This is a genomic window from Vibrio sp. SCSIO 43086 (assembly GCF_051132235.1).
GTDB classification, from domain to species: Bacteria; Pseudomonadota; Gammaproteobacteria; order Enterobacterales; family Vibrionaceae; genus Vibrio; species Vibrio diabolicus.
Genome location: NZ_CP072677.1, coordinates 874,003 through 890,632, shown reverse-complemented (window position 1 = coordinate 890,632; position 16,630 = coordinate 874,003). Strand labels below are relative to the sequence as shown.

At 43.7% G+C, this 16,630-nt stretch carries 19 protein-coding genes; 10 read left to right on the top strand and 9 right to left on the bottom strand.

Annotated elements, in window-relative coordinates; translation table 11 throughout:
* Positions 1–125 precede the first annotated feature (125 nt).
* Together adk and htpG are read right to left on the bottom strand one after the other, a co-directional pair.
* The gene (gene adk, locus J8Z23_RS04190) at positions 126–770 is read right to left on the bottom strand and encodes an adenylate kinase (protein WP_005393061.1); all 645 of its coding nucleotides are present in this window, start codon (positions 768–770) and stop codon (positions 126–128) included.
* A 321-nt stretch (positions 771–1,091) separates the two neighbouring features.
* Entirely contained in the window at positions 1,092–2,996 is a 1,905-nt protein-coding gene (gene htpG, locus J8Z23_RS04185; protein ID WP_005393063.1) for a molecular chaperone HtpG, read from the bottom strand.
* A gap of 271 nt (positions 2,997–3,267) precedes the next feature.
* Between htpG and J8Z23_RS04180 the strand changes: the two genes are divergently transcribed.
* From J8Z23_RS04180 to J8Z23_RS04165, 4 genes are read left to right on the top strand one after another with little or no spacing between them, the layout of a single operon-like run.
* A complete protein-coding gene (locus tag J8Z23_RS04180; protein ID WP_256955888.1) occupies positions 3,268–4,146 on the top strand; it encodes a transcriptional regulator in 879 nt (292 codons plus the stop codon).
* A gap of 10 nt (positions 4,147–4,156) precedes the next feature.
* Positions 4,157–4,672, top strand: coding sequence for a transmembrane regulator ToxS (gene toxS, locus J8Z23_RS04175; RefSeq protein WP_005393067.1), 516 nt, complete (start codon positions 4,157–4,159; stop codon positions 4,670–4,672).
* A gap of 46 nt (positions 4,673–4,718) precedes the next feature.
* Entirely contained in the window at positions 4,719–5,474 is a 756-nt protein-coding gene (locus J8Z23_RS04170) for a sulfite exporter TauE/SafE family protein (protein ID WP_053807090.1), read from the top strand.
* Positions 5,475–5,495: 21 nt separating this feature from the next.
* Complete coding sequence (locus J8Z23_RS04165) at positions 5,496–5,774, top strand: SelT/SelW/SelH family protein (RefSeq protein ID WP_005382088.1); 279 nt, start codon at positions 5,496–5,498, stop codon at positions 5,772–5,774.
* A 39-nt stretch (positions 5,775–5,813) separates the two neighbouring features.
* On the opposite strand, the gene yfcE is transcribed toward J8Z23_RS04165, so the two are convergent.
* The 6 genes from yfcE to J8Z23_RS04135 form a co-directional block, all read right to left on the bottom strand.
* Entirely contained in the window at positions 5,814–6,359 is a 546-nt protein-coding gene (gene yfcE, locus J8Z23_RS04160; RefSeq protein ID WP_104974381.1) for a phosphodiesterase, read from the bottom strand.
* Between the two features lie 64 nt (positions 6,360–6,423).
* Positions 6,424–6,633: a hypothetical protein gene (locus tag J8Z23_RS04155; RefSeq protein WP_257897238.1), complete on the bottom strand. Its 210-nt coding sequence runs from the start codon at positions 6,631–6,633 to the stop codon at positions 6,424–6,426.
* 151 nt (positions 6,634–6,784) lie between these two features.
* Positions 6,785–7,192 carry a CBS domain-containing protein gene (locus J8Z23_RS04150; RefSeq protein WP_005393075.1) on the bottom strand — a complete coding sequence of 136 codons (408 nt, stop codon included), beginning with the start codon at positions 7,190–7,192 and terminating at the stop codon, positions 6,785–6,787.
* Positions 7,189–7,539, bottom strand: coding sequence for a P-II family nitrogen regulator (locus J8Z23_RS04145; RefSeq protein WP_005393077.1), 351 nt, complete (start codon positions 7,537–7,539; stop codon positions 7,189–7,191). The genes J8Z23_RS04150 and J8Z23_RS04145 overlap by 4 nt, the downstream gene beginning before the upstream one ends.
* On the bottom strand, positions 7,529–8,320 hold the full coding sequence (locus tag J8Z23_RS04140) for a DUF1538 domain-containing protein (protein WP_046874269.1): 792 nt from the start codon (positions 8,318–8,320) through the stop codon (positions 7,529–7,531). Before J8Z23_RS04140 ends, J8Z23_RS04145 begins: the two co-directional genes overlap by 11 nt.
* Entirely contained in the window at positions 8,317–9,051 is a 735-nt protein-coding gene (locus J8Z23_RS04135; protein ID WP_046874270.1) for a DUF1538 domain-containing protein, read from the bottom strand. Before J8Z23_RS04135 ends, J8Z23_RS04140 begins: the two co-directional genes overlap by 4 nt.
* 252 nt (positions 9,052–9,303) lie before the next feature.
* On the opposite strand from J8Z23_RS04135, the gene J8Z23_RS04130 reads away from it, so the two are divergent.
* From J8Z23_RS04130 to J8Z23_RS04105, 6 genes are all read left to right on the top strand, one after another.
* The gene (locus tag J8Z23_RS04130) at positions 9,304–10,218 is read left to right on the top strand and encodes a TIGR01777 family oxidoreductase (protein ID WP_145532369.1); all 915 of its coding nucleotides are present in this window, start codon (positions 9,304–9,306) and stop codon (positions 10,216–10,218) included.
* 40 nt (positions 10,219–10,258) lie between these two features.
* On the top strand, positions 10,259–11,086 hold the full coding sequence (locus J8Z23_RS04125; protein ID WP_047009542.1) for an SDR family oxidoreductase: 828 nt from the start codon (positions 10,259–10,261) through the stop codon (positions 11,084–11,086).
* Positions 11,087–11,565: 479 nt separating this feature from the next.
* Positions 11,566–12,420, top strand: a complete 855-nt coding sequence (locus J8Z23_RS04120) for a co-chaperone YbbN (protein ID WP_048626123.1) — start codon at positions 11,566–11,568, stop codon at positions 12,418–12,420.
* Positions 12,421–12,575: 155 nt separating this feature from the next.
* Positions 12,576–13,493 (top strand): SPFH domain-containing protein, encoded by a 918-nt coding sequence (locus tag J8Z23_RS04115; RefSeq protein WP_005393087.1) that lies wholly within the window; start codon positions 12,576–12,578, stop codon positions 13,491–13,493.
* Between the two features lie 3 nt (positions 13,494–13,496).
* Positions 13,497–13,958 carry an NfeD family protein gene (locus J8Z23_RS04110; protein WP_012842052.1) on the top strand — a complete coding sequence of 154 codons (462 nt, stop codon included), beginning with the start codon at positions 13,497–13,499 and terminating at the stop codon, positions 13,956–13,958.
* Positions 13,959–14,281: 323 nt separating this feature from the next.
* A complete protein-coding gene (locus J8Z23_RS04105; protein WP_074191004.1) occupies positions 14,282–14,461 on the top strand; it encodes a hypothetical protein in 180 nt (59 codons plus the stop codon).
* Between the two features lie 339 nt (positions 14,462–14,800).
* Here the strand turns inward: J8Z23_RS04105 and J8Z23_RS04100 are convergent, their stop codons facing one another.
* The gene (locus J8Z23_RS04100; RefSeq protein WP_434635075.1) at positions 14,801–16,210 is read right to left on the bottom strand and encodes a porin; all 1,410 of its coding nucleotides are present in this window, start codon (positions 16,208–16,210) and stop codon (positions 14,801–14,803) included.
* Between the last annotated feature and the right edge of the window lie 420 nt (positions 16,211–16,630).

Genomic DNA, 16,630 nt, shown 5'->3' with positions numbered 1-16,630 from the left:
GCCTCACGGCGCTGCATCGCTGACACTTGAAGTCATTTAGATATATGTTTACGAGTAAACTAAAAAAAGCGACCACTTGGGTCGCTTTCAATATATCAAAATATTAATTTTTTGACTTCAGCAAATTAAGAGAGTGCTTTCTCGATATCTGCACTAACTTCAGCTACTTGCTTAGTACCATCAAACTTAAGGTACTTAGTGTTGCCTGCTTCAGCTTCTTTACCGTAGTAGTTGATTAGTGGTGCAGTTTGCTCGTGGTAAACACCTAGACGTGCACGTACTGTTTCTTCTTTGTCGTCATCACGAACAACAAGATCTTCACCAGTTACGTCATCTTTACCTTCCACTTTAGGTGGGTTGTAAACAACGTGGTAAGTACGACCAGAAGGAAGGTGAGCACGACGACCTGCCATACGCTCAACAATCACATCATCTGCAACGTCAAATTCGATAACGTAGTCTACATCAACGCCCATTTCTTTTAGGCCGTCAGCTTGAGGAATAGTACGTGGGAAACCATCCAGTAGGAAACCGTTTGCACAGTCTTCTTGAGCGATGCGCTCTTTGATAAGGCCAAGGATGATTTCATCAGAAACTAGCTGACCAGCGTCGATAACAGCTTTAGCTTGTTTACCAAGCTCTGTACCTGCTTTGATAGCAGCACGAAGCATATCACCAGTAGAGATTTGTGGAATACCGTATTTTTCCATGATGAAGTTTGCTTGTGTGCCTTTACCTGCACCTGGAGCACCTAGAAGAATGATGCGCATGATTTATCCTCTTTAATATTTAAGATTTATACCGAAGCTCACAATAGCTGGGCTTCTTAGACATCAAACCCGAGAAGCACTCGCAACGATAAGTTTCGGTATAACGTATATAGGCGAGCAAAAATACACGCCTTATTACTCACATTCAAGTCGCAGATTCTATCACAGGTTCGCCGCGCAAAGAGTGTATTAAGACTAAAGAATGTTAACGATACCCTCTTTCACGCCCTATTGATTATTAACTCAACACCTGAGATGCAAAATTTTGCGACAACAAACAAAAAGCTCGCGAAATGCGAGCTTTTTGATGTACTGAGGTTATTACACCTTAGTCAAAAGTTTATTAACAGCTCCTAAGAACTCCGTTGGGTCCTCAATTGAGCCTCGCTCTGCAAGCATTGCTTGACCAAGCAGGACTTCTACCCAACGACCAAATGCCTCTTCATCCGCTTCGTCAGCCATGCGCTTAACCAGCTCGTGCTCAGGGTTTAGCTCAAAGATGTACTTCACTTCTGGCACTGCCTGACCCGCCGCTGCAAGAAGCTTCGCCATTTGAGTGCCCATTTCGTAATCGTCCGTTACCACAACAGCAGGTGTAGACGCGAGTTTAAAGGTCGTACGAACTTCTTTCACACGATCACCTAGGTAAGACTTCGTGCGTTCTACAACCGACTTAAACTCTTCTTCAGTTTCTTTCTGCTTCTCTTTTTCTGCTTCATCTTCAAACTGACTTAGATCGAGCCCAGCTTTTGTGATTGACTGGAACTGCTTGCCGTCAAACTCAGTTAAGTAGTTCATCAGCCACTCATCAATGCGGTCGTACATCAAGATAACTTCAATGCCTTTCGCTTTGAACTGCTCTAAGTGAGGGCTGTTTTTCGCAGCTGCATAGCTGTCTGCCGTCAAGTAGTAGATCTTATCTTGACCTTCTTTCATGCGCTCAACGTAAGCAGCTAGACCCACGGTTTGCTCCGCAGAATCCACTTCAGTTGAAGCAAAGCGCAATAGGCCTGCAACTTTCTCTTTGTTTGCGAAGTCTTCTGCCGGACCCTCTTTCATCACAAGACCAAACTCTTTCCAGAATGATTGGTATTTCTCTTCATCATTCTTAGCCATGCGCTCTAACATCGTTAGCACACGCTTAGTACAAGCATTACGTAGAGACTGAGTCACTTTGTTATCTTGTAAGATCTCACGCGATACGTTGAGTGGCAGATCATTGGAGTCTATTAAACCTCGTACAAAACGTAGGTAAGACGGCATGAACTGCTCTGCATCGTCCATAATGAACACGCGTTGTACGTACAGTTTCAAGCCTGATTTGTGGTCGCGGTTCATCATATCCCATGGCGCTTTAGATGGGATGTAAAGCAAGCTCGTGTAATCGTTTTTACCTTCTACACGGTTATGGCTCCAAACCAATGGATCAGCAAAGTCATGTGATACGTGCTTGTAGAACTCTTGATACTCTTCATCTGAGATATCCGATTTATTACGCGTCCACAGTGCTTGAGCTTTGTTGATTTGCTCCCACTTCTTCTCATCCGTTTCTTTGCCTTCGTCATCGCGAACAACAGTTTGGATTGAAACTGGGATGCCAATGTGATCCGAGTACTTACTGATCACATCACGTAGACGCCATTCATTTAGGAACTCTTTACCTTCTTCACGCATATGAAGAATGATATCAGTACCACGCGATTCTTTAGTGATGTTTTCGATGGTGTACTCACCTTCACCGGCTGAGTGCCATTGTACTGCTTCATCAGCGGCTAGGCCCGCAGCACGAGTGCGTACGGTGACGGCATCAGCAACGATAAACGCAGAGTAGAAGCCAACACCAAACTGACCAATAAGCTGAGAGTCTTTGCTCTGCTCTTCAGACAGCTTTGAGAAAAACTCCGCGGTCCCGGATTTTGCAATCGTACCTAAGTGCTCGATCACATCATCGCGGCTCATACCGATACCGTTATCAGAAATGGTTAAGGTATTTGCGCTTTCATCAAACGACAGTTTCACGCAAAGATCTGCATTACCTTCATATAAGTCTGGGTTAGATAGCGCTTGGAAGCGCAGCTTGTCCGATGCATCTGATGCGTTAGAAATCAGCTCGCGCAAAAAGATCTCTTTATTTGAATAAAGAGAATGGATCATTAAATGCAGTAGTTGTTTTACTTCTGATTGAAAACCACGAGTTTCTTTGTTTTGAGATACGGTTTCGCTCATGTGTGCTCCATAACATCTAAACTAATTGGCTTTTTCATGGAGATAAGTTTGTGACTTTCCCCTTGAAATTACCTTACTGAGATGTCATTTAACATGTGGCTGACAAATGTAAATTCAAGGTCAATATTGCTAAAAACGGTGTTTTTTTAGAAAAATTTAATTATCCTACCAGCCTAAAAGCATCTAAAATGTCGTGCGCACTCCATGCGCTTCGGTAATTTTGTGACATAAATCACTATAATTACAACATCATCCATCTAAGAAGAACTAAATGACTAACATCGGCACCAAATTTCTACTTGCTCAAAGGTTCACCTTTGATCCAAATAGTAATTCGCTCGCTGACCAACAAAACGGCAACGACGTTGTACGATTAGGAAGCAACGAAAGCCGTATACTTCTGATGTTGGCAGAGAGACCAAACGAAGTTTTAACCCGTAACGAGCTTCACGAGTTTGTTTGGCGTGAGCAAGGTTTTGAGGTGGATGACTCAAGCCTGACTCAAGCGATCTCTACTCTGCGTAAGATGTTGAAGGACTCAACAAAATCTCCAGAGTTTGTTAAAACGGTTCCTAAACGCGGTTATCAACTCATTTGTTCAGTGGAACGCTTAAGCCCATTATCTGCTGACTCTAATACTGACGTTGAAGAAGCCACTTCTGAAAATGAAGCGCACGCTGCGGAAATAGAAACAAGTGACGCGCCGTCAGCAGAAGCGGTGGCAGACACCACGACTGAAGTAGAGCCTCAAGTAGAGCTACCTAAGGCACAGCCAAAACCAGCAGCTAACACTAATAACTGGCTGCCGCGTATGATCGTTCTTTTGTCTCTACTGCTTCCTATTTGTGTATTGCTATTCACCAATCCTGCAGAATCCCAATTCCGTCAGATTGGTGAGTATCAAAATGTACCTGTGATGACGCCAGTGAACCACCCGCAAATCAATAGTTGGTTGCCGTCCATTGAGCAGTGTATTGAACGCTACGTAAAATACCATGCAGAAGATTCAATGCCGGTAGAAGTGATTGCTACAGGTGGCCAGAACAATCAGCTGATTCTGAACTACATTCATGACAGTCAACATTCATATGAGAACGTGACATTGCGTATTTTCGCTGGTCAAAATGACCCAACCGATATCTGTAAATAAGGAGGCCAGAATGAAGATAAAATTAGCATCTGCGGTTTTGGCCGTATCCGTTCTTTTCAGTGGTTGGTTATATTGGGGTAGCGACCTAAAAGTGGAACAGGTCCTCACTGCCAATGAGTGGCAGTCAACCATGGTGACGGTCATTACAGACAGCTTGCCTGACGATCCTGTCGGCCCACTGCGTCGTGTTAATGTTGAATCAAATGTGAAATATCTCCCTAATGGAGACTATATTCGCGTAGCAAATATCAAACTATTCGCTCAAGGTTCAACGGCAGAATCCACGATTAATATCTCGGAAAAAGGGCGCTGGGAAGTCAGTGACAACTATTTGTTGGTTTCGCCTTCTGAGTTTAAAGATATTTCATCTTCTCAATCAAAAGACTTCTCCGAAGCACAGCTACGTTTGATCACTCAAATCTTTAAGCTTGATGCCGAGCAGAGTCGCCGTATTGATGTCGTGAACGAAAAAACGCTATTGCTCACTAGCTTGAACCACGGTTCTTCGGTGCTGTTTAAAAACTAACTTTGATTTGATGATAAGGGGGCAAGACGCCCCCTTTATTTTGCTTATGGATTGGCTAGATACCCTCACCCTCTTTTTCGGCTCACTTATCGCCAATACTCTGGCTTCGCTTTCTGGCGGCGGTGCAGGCTTACTTCAATTCCCTTTGCTCATCTTTCTCGGCTTGCCATTCTCGGTTGCGCTGGGGACACATAAAGTGGCTTCCGTCGCTTTAGGCTTAGGGGCAGCAAGCACACACTTAAAAGCAGGCACAATTAAATGGAAGGTCGCGCTCTACCTTATAGTTTCTGGCAGCATTGGCGTAGTCTTAGGGGCGAATTTAATTGTCCAAATACCTGATGGTATGGCGGAAAAAATGCTAGGGAGCATGATTCTCGCGCTCGGCATCTATTCACGATTTAAGAAATCGTTAGGCCAATCAGAAATAATACGTAACCGTCACCCAATCGGTTGGGTCATCGGCGGTGTCGGACTAATGCTCATCGGTATCATCAACGGGTCGCTGACCGCAGGTTCTGGTTTACTCGTGACACTATTTTTAGTTCGCTGGTTTGGGTATAACTATAAACAAGCCGTTGCTTACACCATGATTTGCGTCGGGTTGTTTTGGAATGGCATTGGAGGCATTGCCGTCGTCCAAGCTGGCGCTCCGATACATTGGGCTTGGTTGCCTGTTTTATTGTTAAGCTCATTTCTAGGCGGCAGTTTAGGCGCATGGGCCGCGACTCGATACAGCAACCGAGTGATTAAAATTGCATTCGAAATTCTCACGTTTGCCGTGGGTATCAAGTTGCTAGTTTAAACCGATTAAAAGGAAAGTTTCATGGATAAAGCAATCATTGATATTTATTACTGCCGCCAATGCAACTGGATGTTGCGTTCAACTTGGCTATCGCAAGAACTACTGCATACTTTTAGCGAAGAAATAGAAACGATCAGCTTACACCCAGATACGGGTGGTCGCTTCGAAATTTTCTGCAATGGCCAGCAAATTTGGGAACGGAAAAAAGACAGCGGCTTTCCTGAAGCAAAGGTGCTAAAACAGCGCGTAAGAGACATTATCGACCCAGAACGCGATTTAGGACATTCAGACACAAAATAGGGAGCAATTCGCTCCCTATATTTTTACTTAGTAAAACCGTTAAATCATGGTTTGTGCTAATACTTCGCCTTCTGGCGTTTTTACCGTTAGCGTATTGTCTTCTAAAGTACCAAAGCTTCTTGGTAAACCATTACGTGGAAATGTCATCGAGCCAGGGTTAAAAATAATGACCCCATCTTGCATCTCTGCGACAGGAACATGCGTATGACCGTGGGCGATGATATCACCTTCACGCAGTGGCGGCCGTTTTTCAGAGTTGTACAAGTGACCATGAGTCAAAAAGATTCTCTTACCAGATTCAAGTAGCACCCACGAGTAATCCATCATCATTGGAAACTTCAATAGCATTTGGTCCACTTCACTATCGCAGTTACCACGCACAGAAATAATTTGATCACTGTATTGGTTCAGTAGCTCCGCCACCTGCGGTGGGTTGTAACCTTCTGGAATCGGGTTTCTTGGCCCGTGGTTTAGCGTATCCCCCAACAAAATCAGGTGCTCCGCACCAGAGGCTAAAAATAGCTCAATAGTTTCTTTAGTTGCTGGCAAAGAGCCATGCAGATCTGAGGCAAAAAATAGTTTCACGACATCGTCTCCTCACAAAGTACGAGGTCATTCTACGGCATTTTTATGACAGCTCAACCAACGACTACTGATAGCGCAATGATTCAATGACCATAGGCAAAATATAGAACCATGCTGCATACGCAGTTCCAACCAACACCAGTACCCAAAACACCATCGACATAAATTTTGACTTAGCTAGGTGGTGCAGCGGGTCTGGCTCTCCGCATCCTGGACATGCGTGAGCGCGCTTTGAGATTTGTTTCTCACACACAGGGCAAGAGACTAAAGGCATGATACAAATTCCTCGACAATAGACTTAGGGCGCAAAGAATAATGGTGAATTAACACATATGCAACCTAACATATATTAAATATTTTTAGTTCTTTGTAACAGTCGCTGACTTGAGAAAAAAATGCGTTGATTTTTCATTTATATCAACCTATTACACTTCTTCTCGCACCATGCCATTAATGACAATATTGTTATAACTCACCATGCCAATGACCTCCCCATCTTCAATGACAGGAGCTCGGCTAATGCCAAATCGTTCAAATAGGCGCGCACAATATTTCACATTCATATCAGGGTCGACACACAAAGCGGGCTTGGTCATGATTTCATAAATATTCGTGCGCTGTGGAGAGCGATTATTCGCCAGCACCTTTTTGGCAATATCATTCATCAAGACGATGCCATATTCATCGTTGTCATCTCGCTTTTTCACCACCAGCGCTTTGACTTGGTATTTTTTAGCCAACGTTATGCCTTCATAAACTGTCATTAGCCCATCAACCATGACATAAGTAGCCGCCATTACATCTCGAACTCTAATTATCGTTTGACTGCTCATAACTCATCCTCGACCACTTTGGTCAACGTCTCTACTTGATGCGCGACACCGACTGCATCCTCAATATCGATCTGAATAGCAATGCCCTGCCCCGACTCTCGGTCGAACTCACCAACTTCATTGATGGTTTCTAATATGTGTCGAGAAAGGTGCTCCTCAACGACAAACAGCAGCACATCTTTTTGTACTTCCAGCGTTAAGCCAAAAAACGTTCGCTTTTGATTTAAGCCTTGTCCACGAGCGTTATTAATCACTGTCGCACCAGTCGCGCCAGCTTCGCGAGCAGCGTCCAGTACCTTGTCTGTTTTGCTGTCTTCAACAAACGCAAGTATCAATTTAAAGCGCATTTTCTTCGTCCTCCGAGACATCTTTATTCAGCCATTGGGTTATTTGCGCATAGCCCATCACAGAGATCATAGGAAACAGACTGGCAAAAGCGATCAAGCCAAAGCCATCAATCATTGGGTTTCTTCCTGGGACGGTAGAAGCAAGCCCCAGCCCTAATGCGGTTACAAGCGGAACAGTGACAGTAGAAGTCGTGACGCCTCCAGAATCGTAGGCGAGTGGAACAATAAGCTTTGGCGCATAAAACGTTTGAATCACAACAACGATGTAACCCGCAATGATGTAATAGTGAATAGGGTCACCGACAACAATCCGATAGCTCCCTAGCGCGATGCCAATGGCCACCCCAAATGCAACAGCCACGCGTAAGCCGTTAATACTGATACTGCCACCAGAAACTTGGTTTGCTTTTATCGCTACAGCGATTAGAGAAGGCTCAGCAATCGTGGTACTAAAACCGATAAAAAAGGCGAAGGTATACACCCAATAGTAGTCGACCCACACTAAGGCTTTTCCCACAGAGACTTTAAACTCTTGTAAAAATTCCGGCGCTGTCAGTTGCACGGCCATGGTCTCTCCGAGCGGAAACAGAGCCATTTCTAATCCGAGCAAAAAAAGAGCGAGCCCAAGAATCACATAAACAAACCCAAGCAAAACCTTCTTAAGGTTGTTAACTGGACGCCTTAACACCGCTAACTGAAAACCAAAAATAATGCTGGCGATGGGAATGACATCTCGAACGGTCGATAATAAAGTGTCTAGGAAATGTTCAATTGAAATCATGTTACGACCATTCCGTAAACCATCACAAACATCATCGGTAGAAGCGAGGCAAAAGCGATTAAACCAAAACCATCCACCATGGGGTTGCGCCCTTTAATCGCCGATGCTAAACCAACCCCTAGTGCAGTGACCAAAGGCACGGTGATAGTCGACGTCGTCACACCTCCAGAATCATAAGCAACGCCAATAATGGCTTCCGGTGCAAACCACGTCAGGACTACAACGCCGACGTAGCCGCCGATGATCATGTAATGAATTGGCCACCCTTTTAAGATGCGCAGAACGCCAATAACGATGGCGATCCCCACAGAAAGTGCCACCGTTACTCGTAGCCCTTGTCCATAATCCTGCATCGATTGCTCTGAGTTTGTGATCATCCCTCCTTCTGCCGCAACTTCTGATGCTTCTTCTGCTACGGCCGTTAATGCAGGCTCGGCGATCGTGGTGCCAAAGCCTAGACAAAACGCAAAAACTAACAACCAGAATACGCTGCCTTTTTTTGCAAAGGCTTGAGCCATACTCTCTCCGATAGGAAAAAGACCAAGCTCTAGACCAAAAATAAAAAACGTTAACCCTAAAACCACAAGCAATAAGCCAAAAAGAATGGAGATGAGATTAGGAAGTGGCTCTTGCAAAACAACTAATTGAAAAAAAGTGATAACAACAACGATGGGTAGCAGATCGCGAGCACTATTAAGGAGCGCTCGAAAAAGAGCAACAAATGCTTCCATACCTATCCTCCTTGATGGTGCAAACTGATTACGCTTGTTCCGTTAGCGATGTTTTTAGTCTGGCATAGATTTAGTTCTCCTACCGTGAACGAATTAGCGCCATGCATAACATTTAGTTACATTTTTTCAATATGTGAAGTCAGTAGCCTCGCTACAGGCTTGCCACTATCCTAGAAATAATAGTGTTGAGATGATCAAGCTCAGCACAAAACGACTATAATGTTCTAATACGTGTACATTCAAAGAGATAACATGAAGATATTACTCACAGGTGGCACTGGGTTTATTGGTTCGGAGTTGCTCAAGCTGCTATCTACTCACCAAGTTATGCTACTTACACGCTCTCCAGAGCATGCAAAACAACGCCTCCAACACGCTGATTTGGGTAATATCGAATACCTTGACTCGCTTGAGTCATTCGCCGATCTCAATCACATTGATGCCATAATTAATCTTGCGGGCGAGCCTATCGCAGATAAAAGATGGACTAGCGAGCAGAAAGAAAAAATCTGCAAAAGTCGCTGGAAAATTACCGAACAAATCGTTGAGCTGATCCACGCCAGCACAGAACCTCCCGCTGTTTTTATTAGTGGCTCGGCCGTTGGTTACTATGGCGATCAACAAGACCACCCGTTTGATGAGTGCCTGCATGTTAACAGTGAAGACTTTCCTCACGAGGTTTGTGCAAAGTGGGAGCAAATAGCCAAACGCGCAGAGTCTGAACAAACACGTGTTTGTCTATTGCGAACTGGCGTAGTACTCGGCCTTAATGGCGGGGCTTTGGCGAAAATGCTCTTACCTTACAAACTTGGCGTAGGCGGCCCGCTCGGGAATGGTAACCAGTACATGCCTTGGATTCACATTCTGGATATGGTCCGCGCCATCATGTACTTGCTTGAAACACCACATGCCCACGGTGCGTTCAATATGTGCGCACCTCACCCTGTGACTAACCGTATCTTTAGCGGCACGTTGGCAAAAACGCTCAAACGACCACATATCTTGTTCACGCCTAAATGGGCAATGGAACTCCTAATGGGTGAATCTTCCTGCTTATTGTTCGATAGCATGAGAGCAAAACCCAAAAAGCTCACCGAACTTGGCTTCAAATTTAGCTACTCCAGAATAGAGCCAGCACTCAAGCACTTGCTTCATGACCGGAGCTGATGAATGATGACCTCATTCAATGTTTCTTGAGGCTTAATTTATGAAAAAGTCGATTCTTATTACGGGTTGCTCAACCGGTATCGGTTACGTGTGCGCTCACGCCCTGCAAAACGAGGGATTTCATGTCATTGCATCTTGTAGGAAAGAGCAAGATGTCCAACGTCTAATTAATGAAGGGCTAACCTGCATCAAGCTAGACCTAAACAGCCCTGAAAGTATTTCTTCAGGCGTGAAGCAAGCATTAGAGCTAGCAGAGGGTAAGCTTTATGCCGTGTTCAATAATGGTGCCTATGGCCAGCCCGGTGCATTGGAAGACTTGCCCACCGAGGCTCTTCAAGCTCAATTTCAGACCAACTTTTTTGGTTGGCACCAGTTAGTCAGAGAAGTGCTTCCTCACATGCGCATACAAGGCGAAGGACGGATAATACAAAACAGTTCTGTTCTTGGCTTTGCTGCAATGAAGTACCGCGGCGCCTACAATGCGTCAAAGTTTGCCCTAGAAGGCTGGACTGACACACTACGGCTAGAGCTTGCGGATACGAATATCAAAGTGGCATTGATAGAACCTGGGCCTATCGAAACTCAATTTAGAAATAATGCATTAAAAGCCTTCGAGAAGTGGATTGATATTGAATCCAGCCCTCACCGCCTCGCCTATGAAGGACAAAGAGAGCGACTCAACAAAGACAAATCTAATAATCGATTTGTTTTACCTGCAGAGTCCTGCGTCGCACCTGTTCTTCATGCATTAACTAGCGCTTCACCTAAAATTCGCTATCGAATTACTACGCCGACTAAATTATTCGCAATCTTGAAAAGGTTATTACCAACCCGTGTACTTGATAAAATTTTGCGACAGGCTGCATAAAAAAGTTTTGTCGAAATGTAATTTCACCGTAACAATGTGATGTCATTATGAACATGTAGGTTAAAAAAACCTCAACCAAACGAATCAATTTCTACGCAATTCAGCGGGGATTCTTTCGCCTAAAGTGATTGAGTTGCTTAGATTTGGTATCGCCACCCATTACGTTTTGTAGCAATGTTTTTACTACTGCGAGGCAACAATGACATTAAATCAGCTTAACTGGCTTAGTGTGGGTGTAGTGTTGACCATGTTCATCCTATTTTGATACCGCACTAACAAATAGCATTAGAACTGCGCTGCTTCGGCAGCGTTTTCTTTTTGCCTTACACCTATTCAGCAGTAACACTATTCTCTTACCGCATCCTTTCACAAAATAGAATGATTCATTATTGATGACGATTAGCAACCATCGCTTGAATTTCCCTTAAATCAACTCCATATCTATTATCAACGACAAGACACAAAGCAAGGATACTCTGATGCAATCCCCATTTATCGTTGAGATAACAGAACAGAACTTTCGCGAAACTCTTGAAGGATCAATGAACACGCCCGTTCTGATCCACTTTTGGGCCAATGCTCAACCAGAAAGCGCACAGATACTCCCTGAGTTGCAATCTCTTGCTCAACAGTACAACGGTGCATTTACGCTTGCTTTATTAAATTGTGAAGATCAGCCGGCTCTAGCGTCTCAATTTGGTGTGCAAGTATTGCCAACTATCGCGCTGTTTATAAATGGTCAAGCCGTCGATGGATTGGGTGGCCCTCAGCCAATTGATGCCATTGCAACCATGCTACAAAAGCATTTGCCAAGCCCTGATGAACAGCTATTAAAGCAAGTCAGTGAACTTCTTCAGCAAGGTGAGCATGCTCAGGCTTTAAGCATCATCCACACTTTGCCGCCAGAACTGCAAGAGCGTGGCGATGTGAAACTCGCGATGGCTGATTGTTTATTAGAAACCAAACAATTTGATGTCGCCCAAGAGCTACTGAACGCTATCCCTCTTGAGTATCAAGATAACTACTACAAGAGTCTAATAGCCAAGCTCGAGCTGCATTTGCAGGCTGCAGATAGCCCTGAGTTACAACGACTAGAACAAGCATACGCAGCAGACATGGCAAACTTCGAACTTGCTTGTGAATTGGCGGTACAGTACAACCAAGTGGGTCGTGATGAAGAAGCGCTGGAACTGCTGTGGAATATTCTTAAAAAAGACTTGGGCGCCCAAGACGGTGAAGTGAAGAAGACTTTTATGGATATTCTCAGCGCGCTAGGTCAAGGCAACGCATTAGCAAGCAAATATCGCCGTCAGCTGTATTCGATTCTGTACTAACTCGCTGAAAAGCGAAACTTCAACTAAAGGCCGGATATTCCGGCCTTTGTTATATAAATAACCAATAACCTCTTAAGGTTCTCAGAACTTCAATTGTCTATTGTCTATAAATAGGTAAAAATGAATCGGACATTATGCACTTAAGGGAATAACTCATGCCAATTGATTCACTGATTACCATCGGTATTTTCGTCGTTCTTGCTGTAGTTATCTTATCTTCAGCCATTAAGACGGTGCCACAAGGAAATAACTGGACAGTCGAACGCTTCGGACGCTACACCCATACGCTAAAACCCGGCTTAAACTTGATCATCCCATTTGTTGATAAGATAGGGCAAAAAGTCAACATGATGGAGCGCGTTCTTGATATTCCAGCGCAAGAAGTCATTTCAAAAGACAACGCTAACGTAGTTATTGATGCCGTCGGATTTGTTCAAGTCATCGATGCTGCCAAAGCCGCTTATGAAGTCAACGATTTGGAACATGCCATTAGAAATTTAACTCTCACCAATATCCGCACCGTTTTAGGCTCAATGGAGCTGGACGAAATGCTGAGTCAGCGTGACATGATCAACTCCAAGCTGCTGGCAATTGTTGACCAAGCCACCAACCCATGGGGTGTAAAAGTCACACGAATTGAAATAAAAGATGTCCAGCCACCATCCGATCTAACGGCGGCGATGAATGCTCAAATGAAAGCCGAGCGAAATAAACGAGCGGAGATTCTCGAAGCAGAAGGGGTACGCCAAGCTGAAATTTTAAAGGCTGAAGGTCATAAGCAATCGGAGATATTAAAAGCTGAGGGCGAAAAGCAGTCTGCTATTCTCCATGCTGAAGCTCGTGAACGCGCCGCGCAAGCAGAAGCAAAAGCGACTTATATGGTTTCTGAAGCAATTGCCAAAGGCGATATGCAAGCCGTCAATTACTTCATTGCTCAGGGCTATACCGAAGCGATCAAAAGCATTGGTCAAGCCGAAAACGGCAAAATCATTATGCTTCCATTAGAAGCGACCGGACTAATGGGCTCGGTTGCAGGGATAGCAGAGATGTTTAAACAACAAGATAAAGAATAACTTATGGACTTTTTCAGTTTGCTGGAAGGCGTCTCTTTCTGGCATTGGCTAGCCTTCGGTTTTGCACTTCTAGCGGTAGAGCTACTTGGGACTGCGGGATATTTTCTCTGGCTCGGAGTTTCTGCACTTATCGTTGGGGCACTAATGACCGTTTTGCCAATGAGCTGGCAATTACAATGGCTTTGCTTTGCAAGTTTCAGCTTAATCACCACTTGGTTATGGTGGCGACGACAATGGTCTAAAGACAAGAAAGAAGACCAAGAAAGAGATCTGAACCAAAAGTATAAGCAGTTAATCGGACGCACACTTACCATTGAAGAGGACTTTTCTGTTGGGCTCAATCGTATCAAGGTTGCCGATACCACGTGGTCGGCACAGTCGGATCAAGCACTTCCAGCAGGAACGCGCGTTAAAATAAAAGATATCGATGGTATTATTTTAATCATTGAGCCTGATTCTAAGTAATTTATGCCAAAGTAATGGGGCAAACTATGCTCCATTACTTTAATCTAAACAACCGCTTTCATTTCATTGATTTAATTAAAATCGAACAAAAAATAAGTAGCAGAAATATTATTAATACCTACCCTCTTCTTCCAATTATTTAATTCTTCATCATACGATAATCAATAAGATAGAAATATATCGATATAAATTATCTTTCTAAATTTATTTTAAAAAATAAAACTTTATTGAATTATTTTTTGATCTTTTTGCCCCCCCATACATACTTAACGCATAAGCATTTAAGTTGAATGCTTTTTATTTGGTAAGTAAGAGGATGTACTATGAAGAAACTTCTCTTTTTAATGTTATGCGGTATCTTTTCTTTTTCTTCCTTTGCCTACACCAACGGAAATGGTGGTACAACTAATTTAGGACCGATAGTCGAATGTAAATTGCCAAGCGGTGATGTCACTAATATTCCAAGTGAAATGTGTCGATTTAGAGGCGGAGAATGGAACTAATATAGAAGTCAGTAGTTAGTTCAATATTAAGAAACTATTGATACCTTACTTTTCAGTAAAGTCATTATTTATCCAAGCAAGTAGATATTCAATGTCTACATTAAGGTGATGATTATGAAGTTTTTAGCTGGTCTATTGTTAGCATGTTTTGCCGTAGCTCCATTAACTACTCATGCTAATGGTGCTTCAGGTGGCCGTACGCTAGCCCCAGAGATAAAGTGTGAGTTACCAAACGGTAACGTGCATATGCTACCGCCGTTATATTGCAAAATATATGATGGTCGAGAAGTAAAATAAAAAAAGGAGCCTAGCGGCTCCTTTTTATCATCTCACTAAGTATTAGTGGAAGCTGTAAGGGATAAGAACTTGTAGACGTAGGTCTGTTTCATCCGCATCACCAGCACCAGCGTACTCATCACGCTCTAGGATTGTACCGTGTAGACGGATCGTAGAACCTTTCAGTGCACCACTCTGTAGAGAGTAAGATACTGTCGCGTTAACTGCGTATTCACTTTCGTAATCCCAGTCACCTGATGCACCGCTTGCTGCAGAATCAGCTCCAGTACCGTAACCAAAGCCTAGGTAGTAGTTCCAGCCGTTACCTTGGTTGTAAGATAGACGGTTGTACCACGCTAGCTCACCCGCTTTGTTCCAGTCAGACAGTGCATCCCACCACTGAGACCAAGTACCGTTGTTCATACCGTAAGTATGAATTGTACGTGGAACGAAGTCAGCACGGTTGTCTGTGTCTGTGTAGCGTAGCTCAGACATCCAAGCTAGCTTGCCGAAAGATTGATTCAAAGATAGACCAGTGTGGAAACCTAGACCATCGTATTTCACATCATCGTCAACACCGTAGAAATCAAATGCTAGAGTTGTACGGTCACTCACAGTGTACTTCAAGTAAGCCTTGTAAGAAGTGTTGTCAGTTTCGTTGTGGTAGCTAGTTACTTGACCTGCACCCCAGTCGATACCATTTGCATATTGAACGCCAGTAGCTTGACCCAAACCAAGTTGCATAAACAAGCTGTCAGTTAGGTTACCGTTTAGGCCTAGAGAGTGTAGGTAGCTCCATGAAGTATCAGACCAAAGCGCTGGCGCGTAGTCATCTTCGTGAAGTAGCCAAGGTGCTGTAAATTGGTCTGCACCAAAGTAGCTTAGGTTGAAATCGCCTAGTTTAGCGTTCAGTTCGAAACCACGGTAAGTACCAGGTACGAAACTCCAAACGTTACCAATAGTACCGTTACCACCCGCTTGTAGCATACCAAAGCGCGCGTTGAAGCTTTCGTTTGCTTTGAACTTCAGTGCTGCTTTGTAAACTTTAAGCTGTTGACCATCACCTGCACCCCAGTCTAGGTTGTTACAAGTTGAAATTTCGTTACATAGGTAGCCTTCGTTTGAATTGTAAAGGCTATCGTTGTAAAGGTCGCCAGAATAGTAAGCCGCAACATCTGCACCAACCCAACCGTCGTGGTAGCCAGAAGTAAAGTCTAAAATTGCGTTGTAAGAAGAGTAGTTTAGACGACTCCAACGGTCACCGTTTTCACCGCCAGGCTTACCTGTTGTACGAGTACGAGAACGAGTATCAACTAGAAATAATGCATTAAGACTAGAGTCTTGCATAAATTCGTTCACTTTCTCTACGTACTCGCCACCTGCTGCACTTTCAGTAGACGCTGTAGCTGGAGCAGCAGCAACAACACCAAACATTGCTGCGGTTAACGCTGAAACCTTAAAAAATTTGTCCATGGAAAAACTCCTAAAAATGGATATAGCTGTATTTTTCTATCTCACCTTTAGTTGGCCGCCGAAGGAGAGAAGTAAATTCCTGATCAAACCTCATTATTTCTAATTTGGCTTTTTTTAGTTCCTGCATACACACCGTGTATCCACGTGATTAAGACTAACTTCGCAGCTAAAAACATCCAAACGGAACTTATTTTTTTTCTAAAAAAATATGAGCCAGTCCAAAGTTCCATATAAGTTGTTGATCCAGATCTTACTTTTAACAACACCAACACAAAAAGACAGTTAAACATTAAATATCAATAACTTAAATCACCTCCTAGAACTCCAACTTGAAGTCACTCGCAGACTAAAGAAGTAAAAAACCTTAATAATTCAATGGGAGATCTTGATCACTGAAAAGATAAAAAGCATAAAAAACTC

What these genes read in the sequence shown, in the direction of transcription:
- toxS (WP_005393067.1), top strand. Translation starts at nt 4,157, where the DNA reads ATGAAGATAAAATTAGCATCTGCGGTTTTGGCCGTATCCGTTCTTTTC.
- J8Z23_RS04110 (WP_012842052.1), top strand. Translation starts at nt 13,497, where the DNA reads ATGGACTTTTTCAGTTTGCTGGAAGGCGTCTCTTTCTGGCATTGGCTA.
- J8Z23_RS04125 (WP_047009542.1), top strand. Translation starts at nt 10,259, where the DNA reads ATGAAAAAGTCGATTCTTATTACGGGTTGCTCAACCGGTATCGGTTAC.
- J8Z23_RS04150 (WP_005393075.1), bottom strand. Translation starts at nt 7,192, where the DNA reads ATGAGCAGTCAAACGATAATTAGAGTTCGAGATGTAATGGCGGCTACT.
- J8Z23_RS04130 (WP_145532369.1), top strand. Translation starts at nt 9,304, where the DNA reads ATGAAGATATTACTCACAGGTGGCACTGGGTTTATTGGTTCGGAGTTG.
- J8Z23_RS04135 (WP_046874270.1), bottom strand. Translation starts at nt 9,051, where the DNA reads ATGGAAGCATTTGTTGCTCTTTTTCGAGCGCTCCTTAATAGTGCTCGC.
- J8Z23_RS04180 (WP_256955888.1), top strand. Translation starts at nt 3,268, where the DNA reads ATGACTAACATCGGCACCAAATTTCTACTTGCTCAAAGGTTCACCTTT.
- J8Z23_RS04165 (WP_005382088.1), top strand. Translation starts at nt 5,496, where the DNA reads ATGGATAAAGCAATCATTGATATTTATTACTGCCGCCAATGCAACTGG.
- adk (WP_005393061.1), bottom strand. Translation starts at nt 770, where the DNA reads ATGCGCATCATTCTTCTAGGTGCTCCAGGTGCAGGTAAAGGCACACAA.
- J8Z23_RS04145 (WP_005393077.1), bottom strand. Translation starts at nt 7,539, where the DNA reads ATGCGCTTTAAATTGATACTTGCGTTTGTTGAAGACAGCAAAACAGAC.
- J8Z23_RS04105 (WP_074191004.1), top strand. Translation starts at nt 14,282, where the DNA reads ATGAAGAAACTTCTCTTTTTAATGTTATGCGGTATCTTTTCTTTTTCT.
- J8Z23_RS04115 (WP_005393087.1), top strand. Translation starts at nt 12,576, where the DNA reads ATGCCAATTGATTCACTGATTACCATCGGTATTTTCGTCGTTCTTGCT.
- J8Z23_RS04140 (WP_046874269.1), bottom strand. Translation starts at nt 8,320, where the DNA reads ATGATTTCAATTGAACATTTCCTAGACACTTTATTATCGACCGTTCGA.
- J8Z23_RS04100 (WP_434635075.1), bottom strand. Translation starts at nt 16,210, where the DNA reads ATGGACAAATTTTTTAAGGTTTCAGCGTTAACCGCAGCAATGTTTGGT.
- J8Z23_RS04170 (WP_053807090.1), top strand. Translation starts at nt 4,719, where the DNA reads ATGGATTGGCTAGATACCCTCACCCTCTTTTTCGGCTCACTTATCGCC.
- J8Z23_RS04120 (WP_048626123.1), top strand. Translation starts at nt 11,566, where the DNA reads ATGCAATCCCCATTTATCGTTGAGATAACAGAACAGAACTTTCGCGAA.
- J8Z23_RS04155 (WP_257897238.1), bottom strand. Translation starts at nt 6,633, where the DNA reads ATGCCTTTAGTCTCTTGCCCTGTGTGTGAGAAACAAATCTCAAAGCGC.
- htpG (WP_005393063.1), bottom strand. Translation starts at nt 2,996, where the DNA reads ATGAGCGAAACCGTATCTCAAAACAAAGAAACTCGTGGTTTTCAATCA.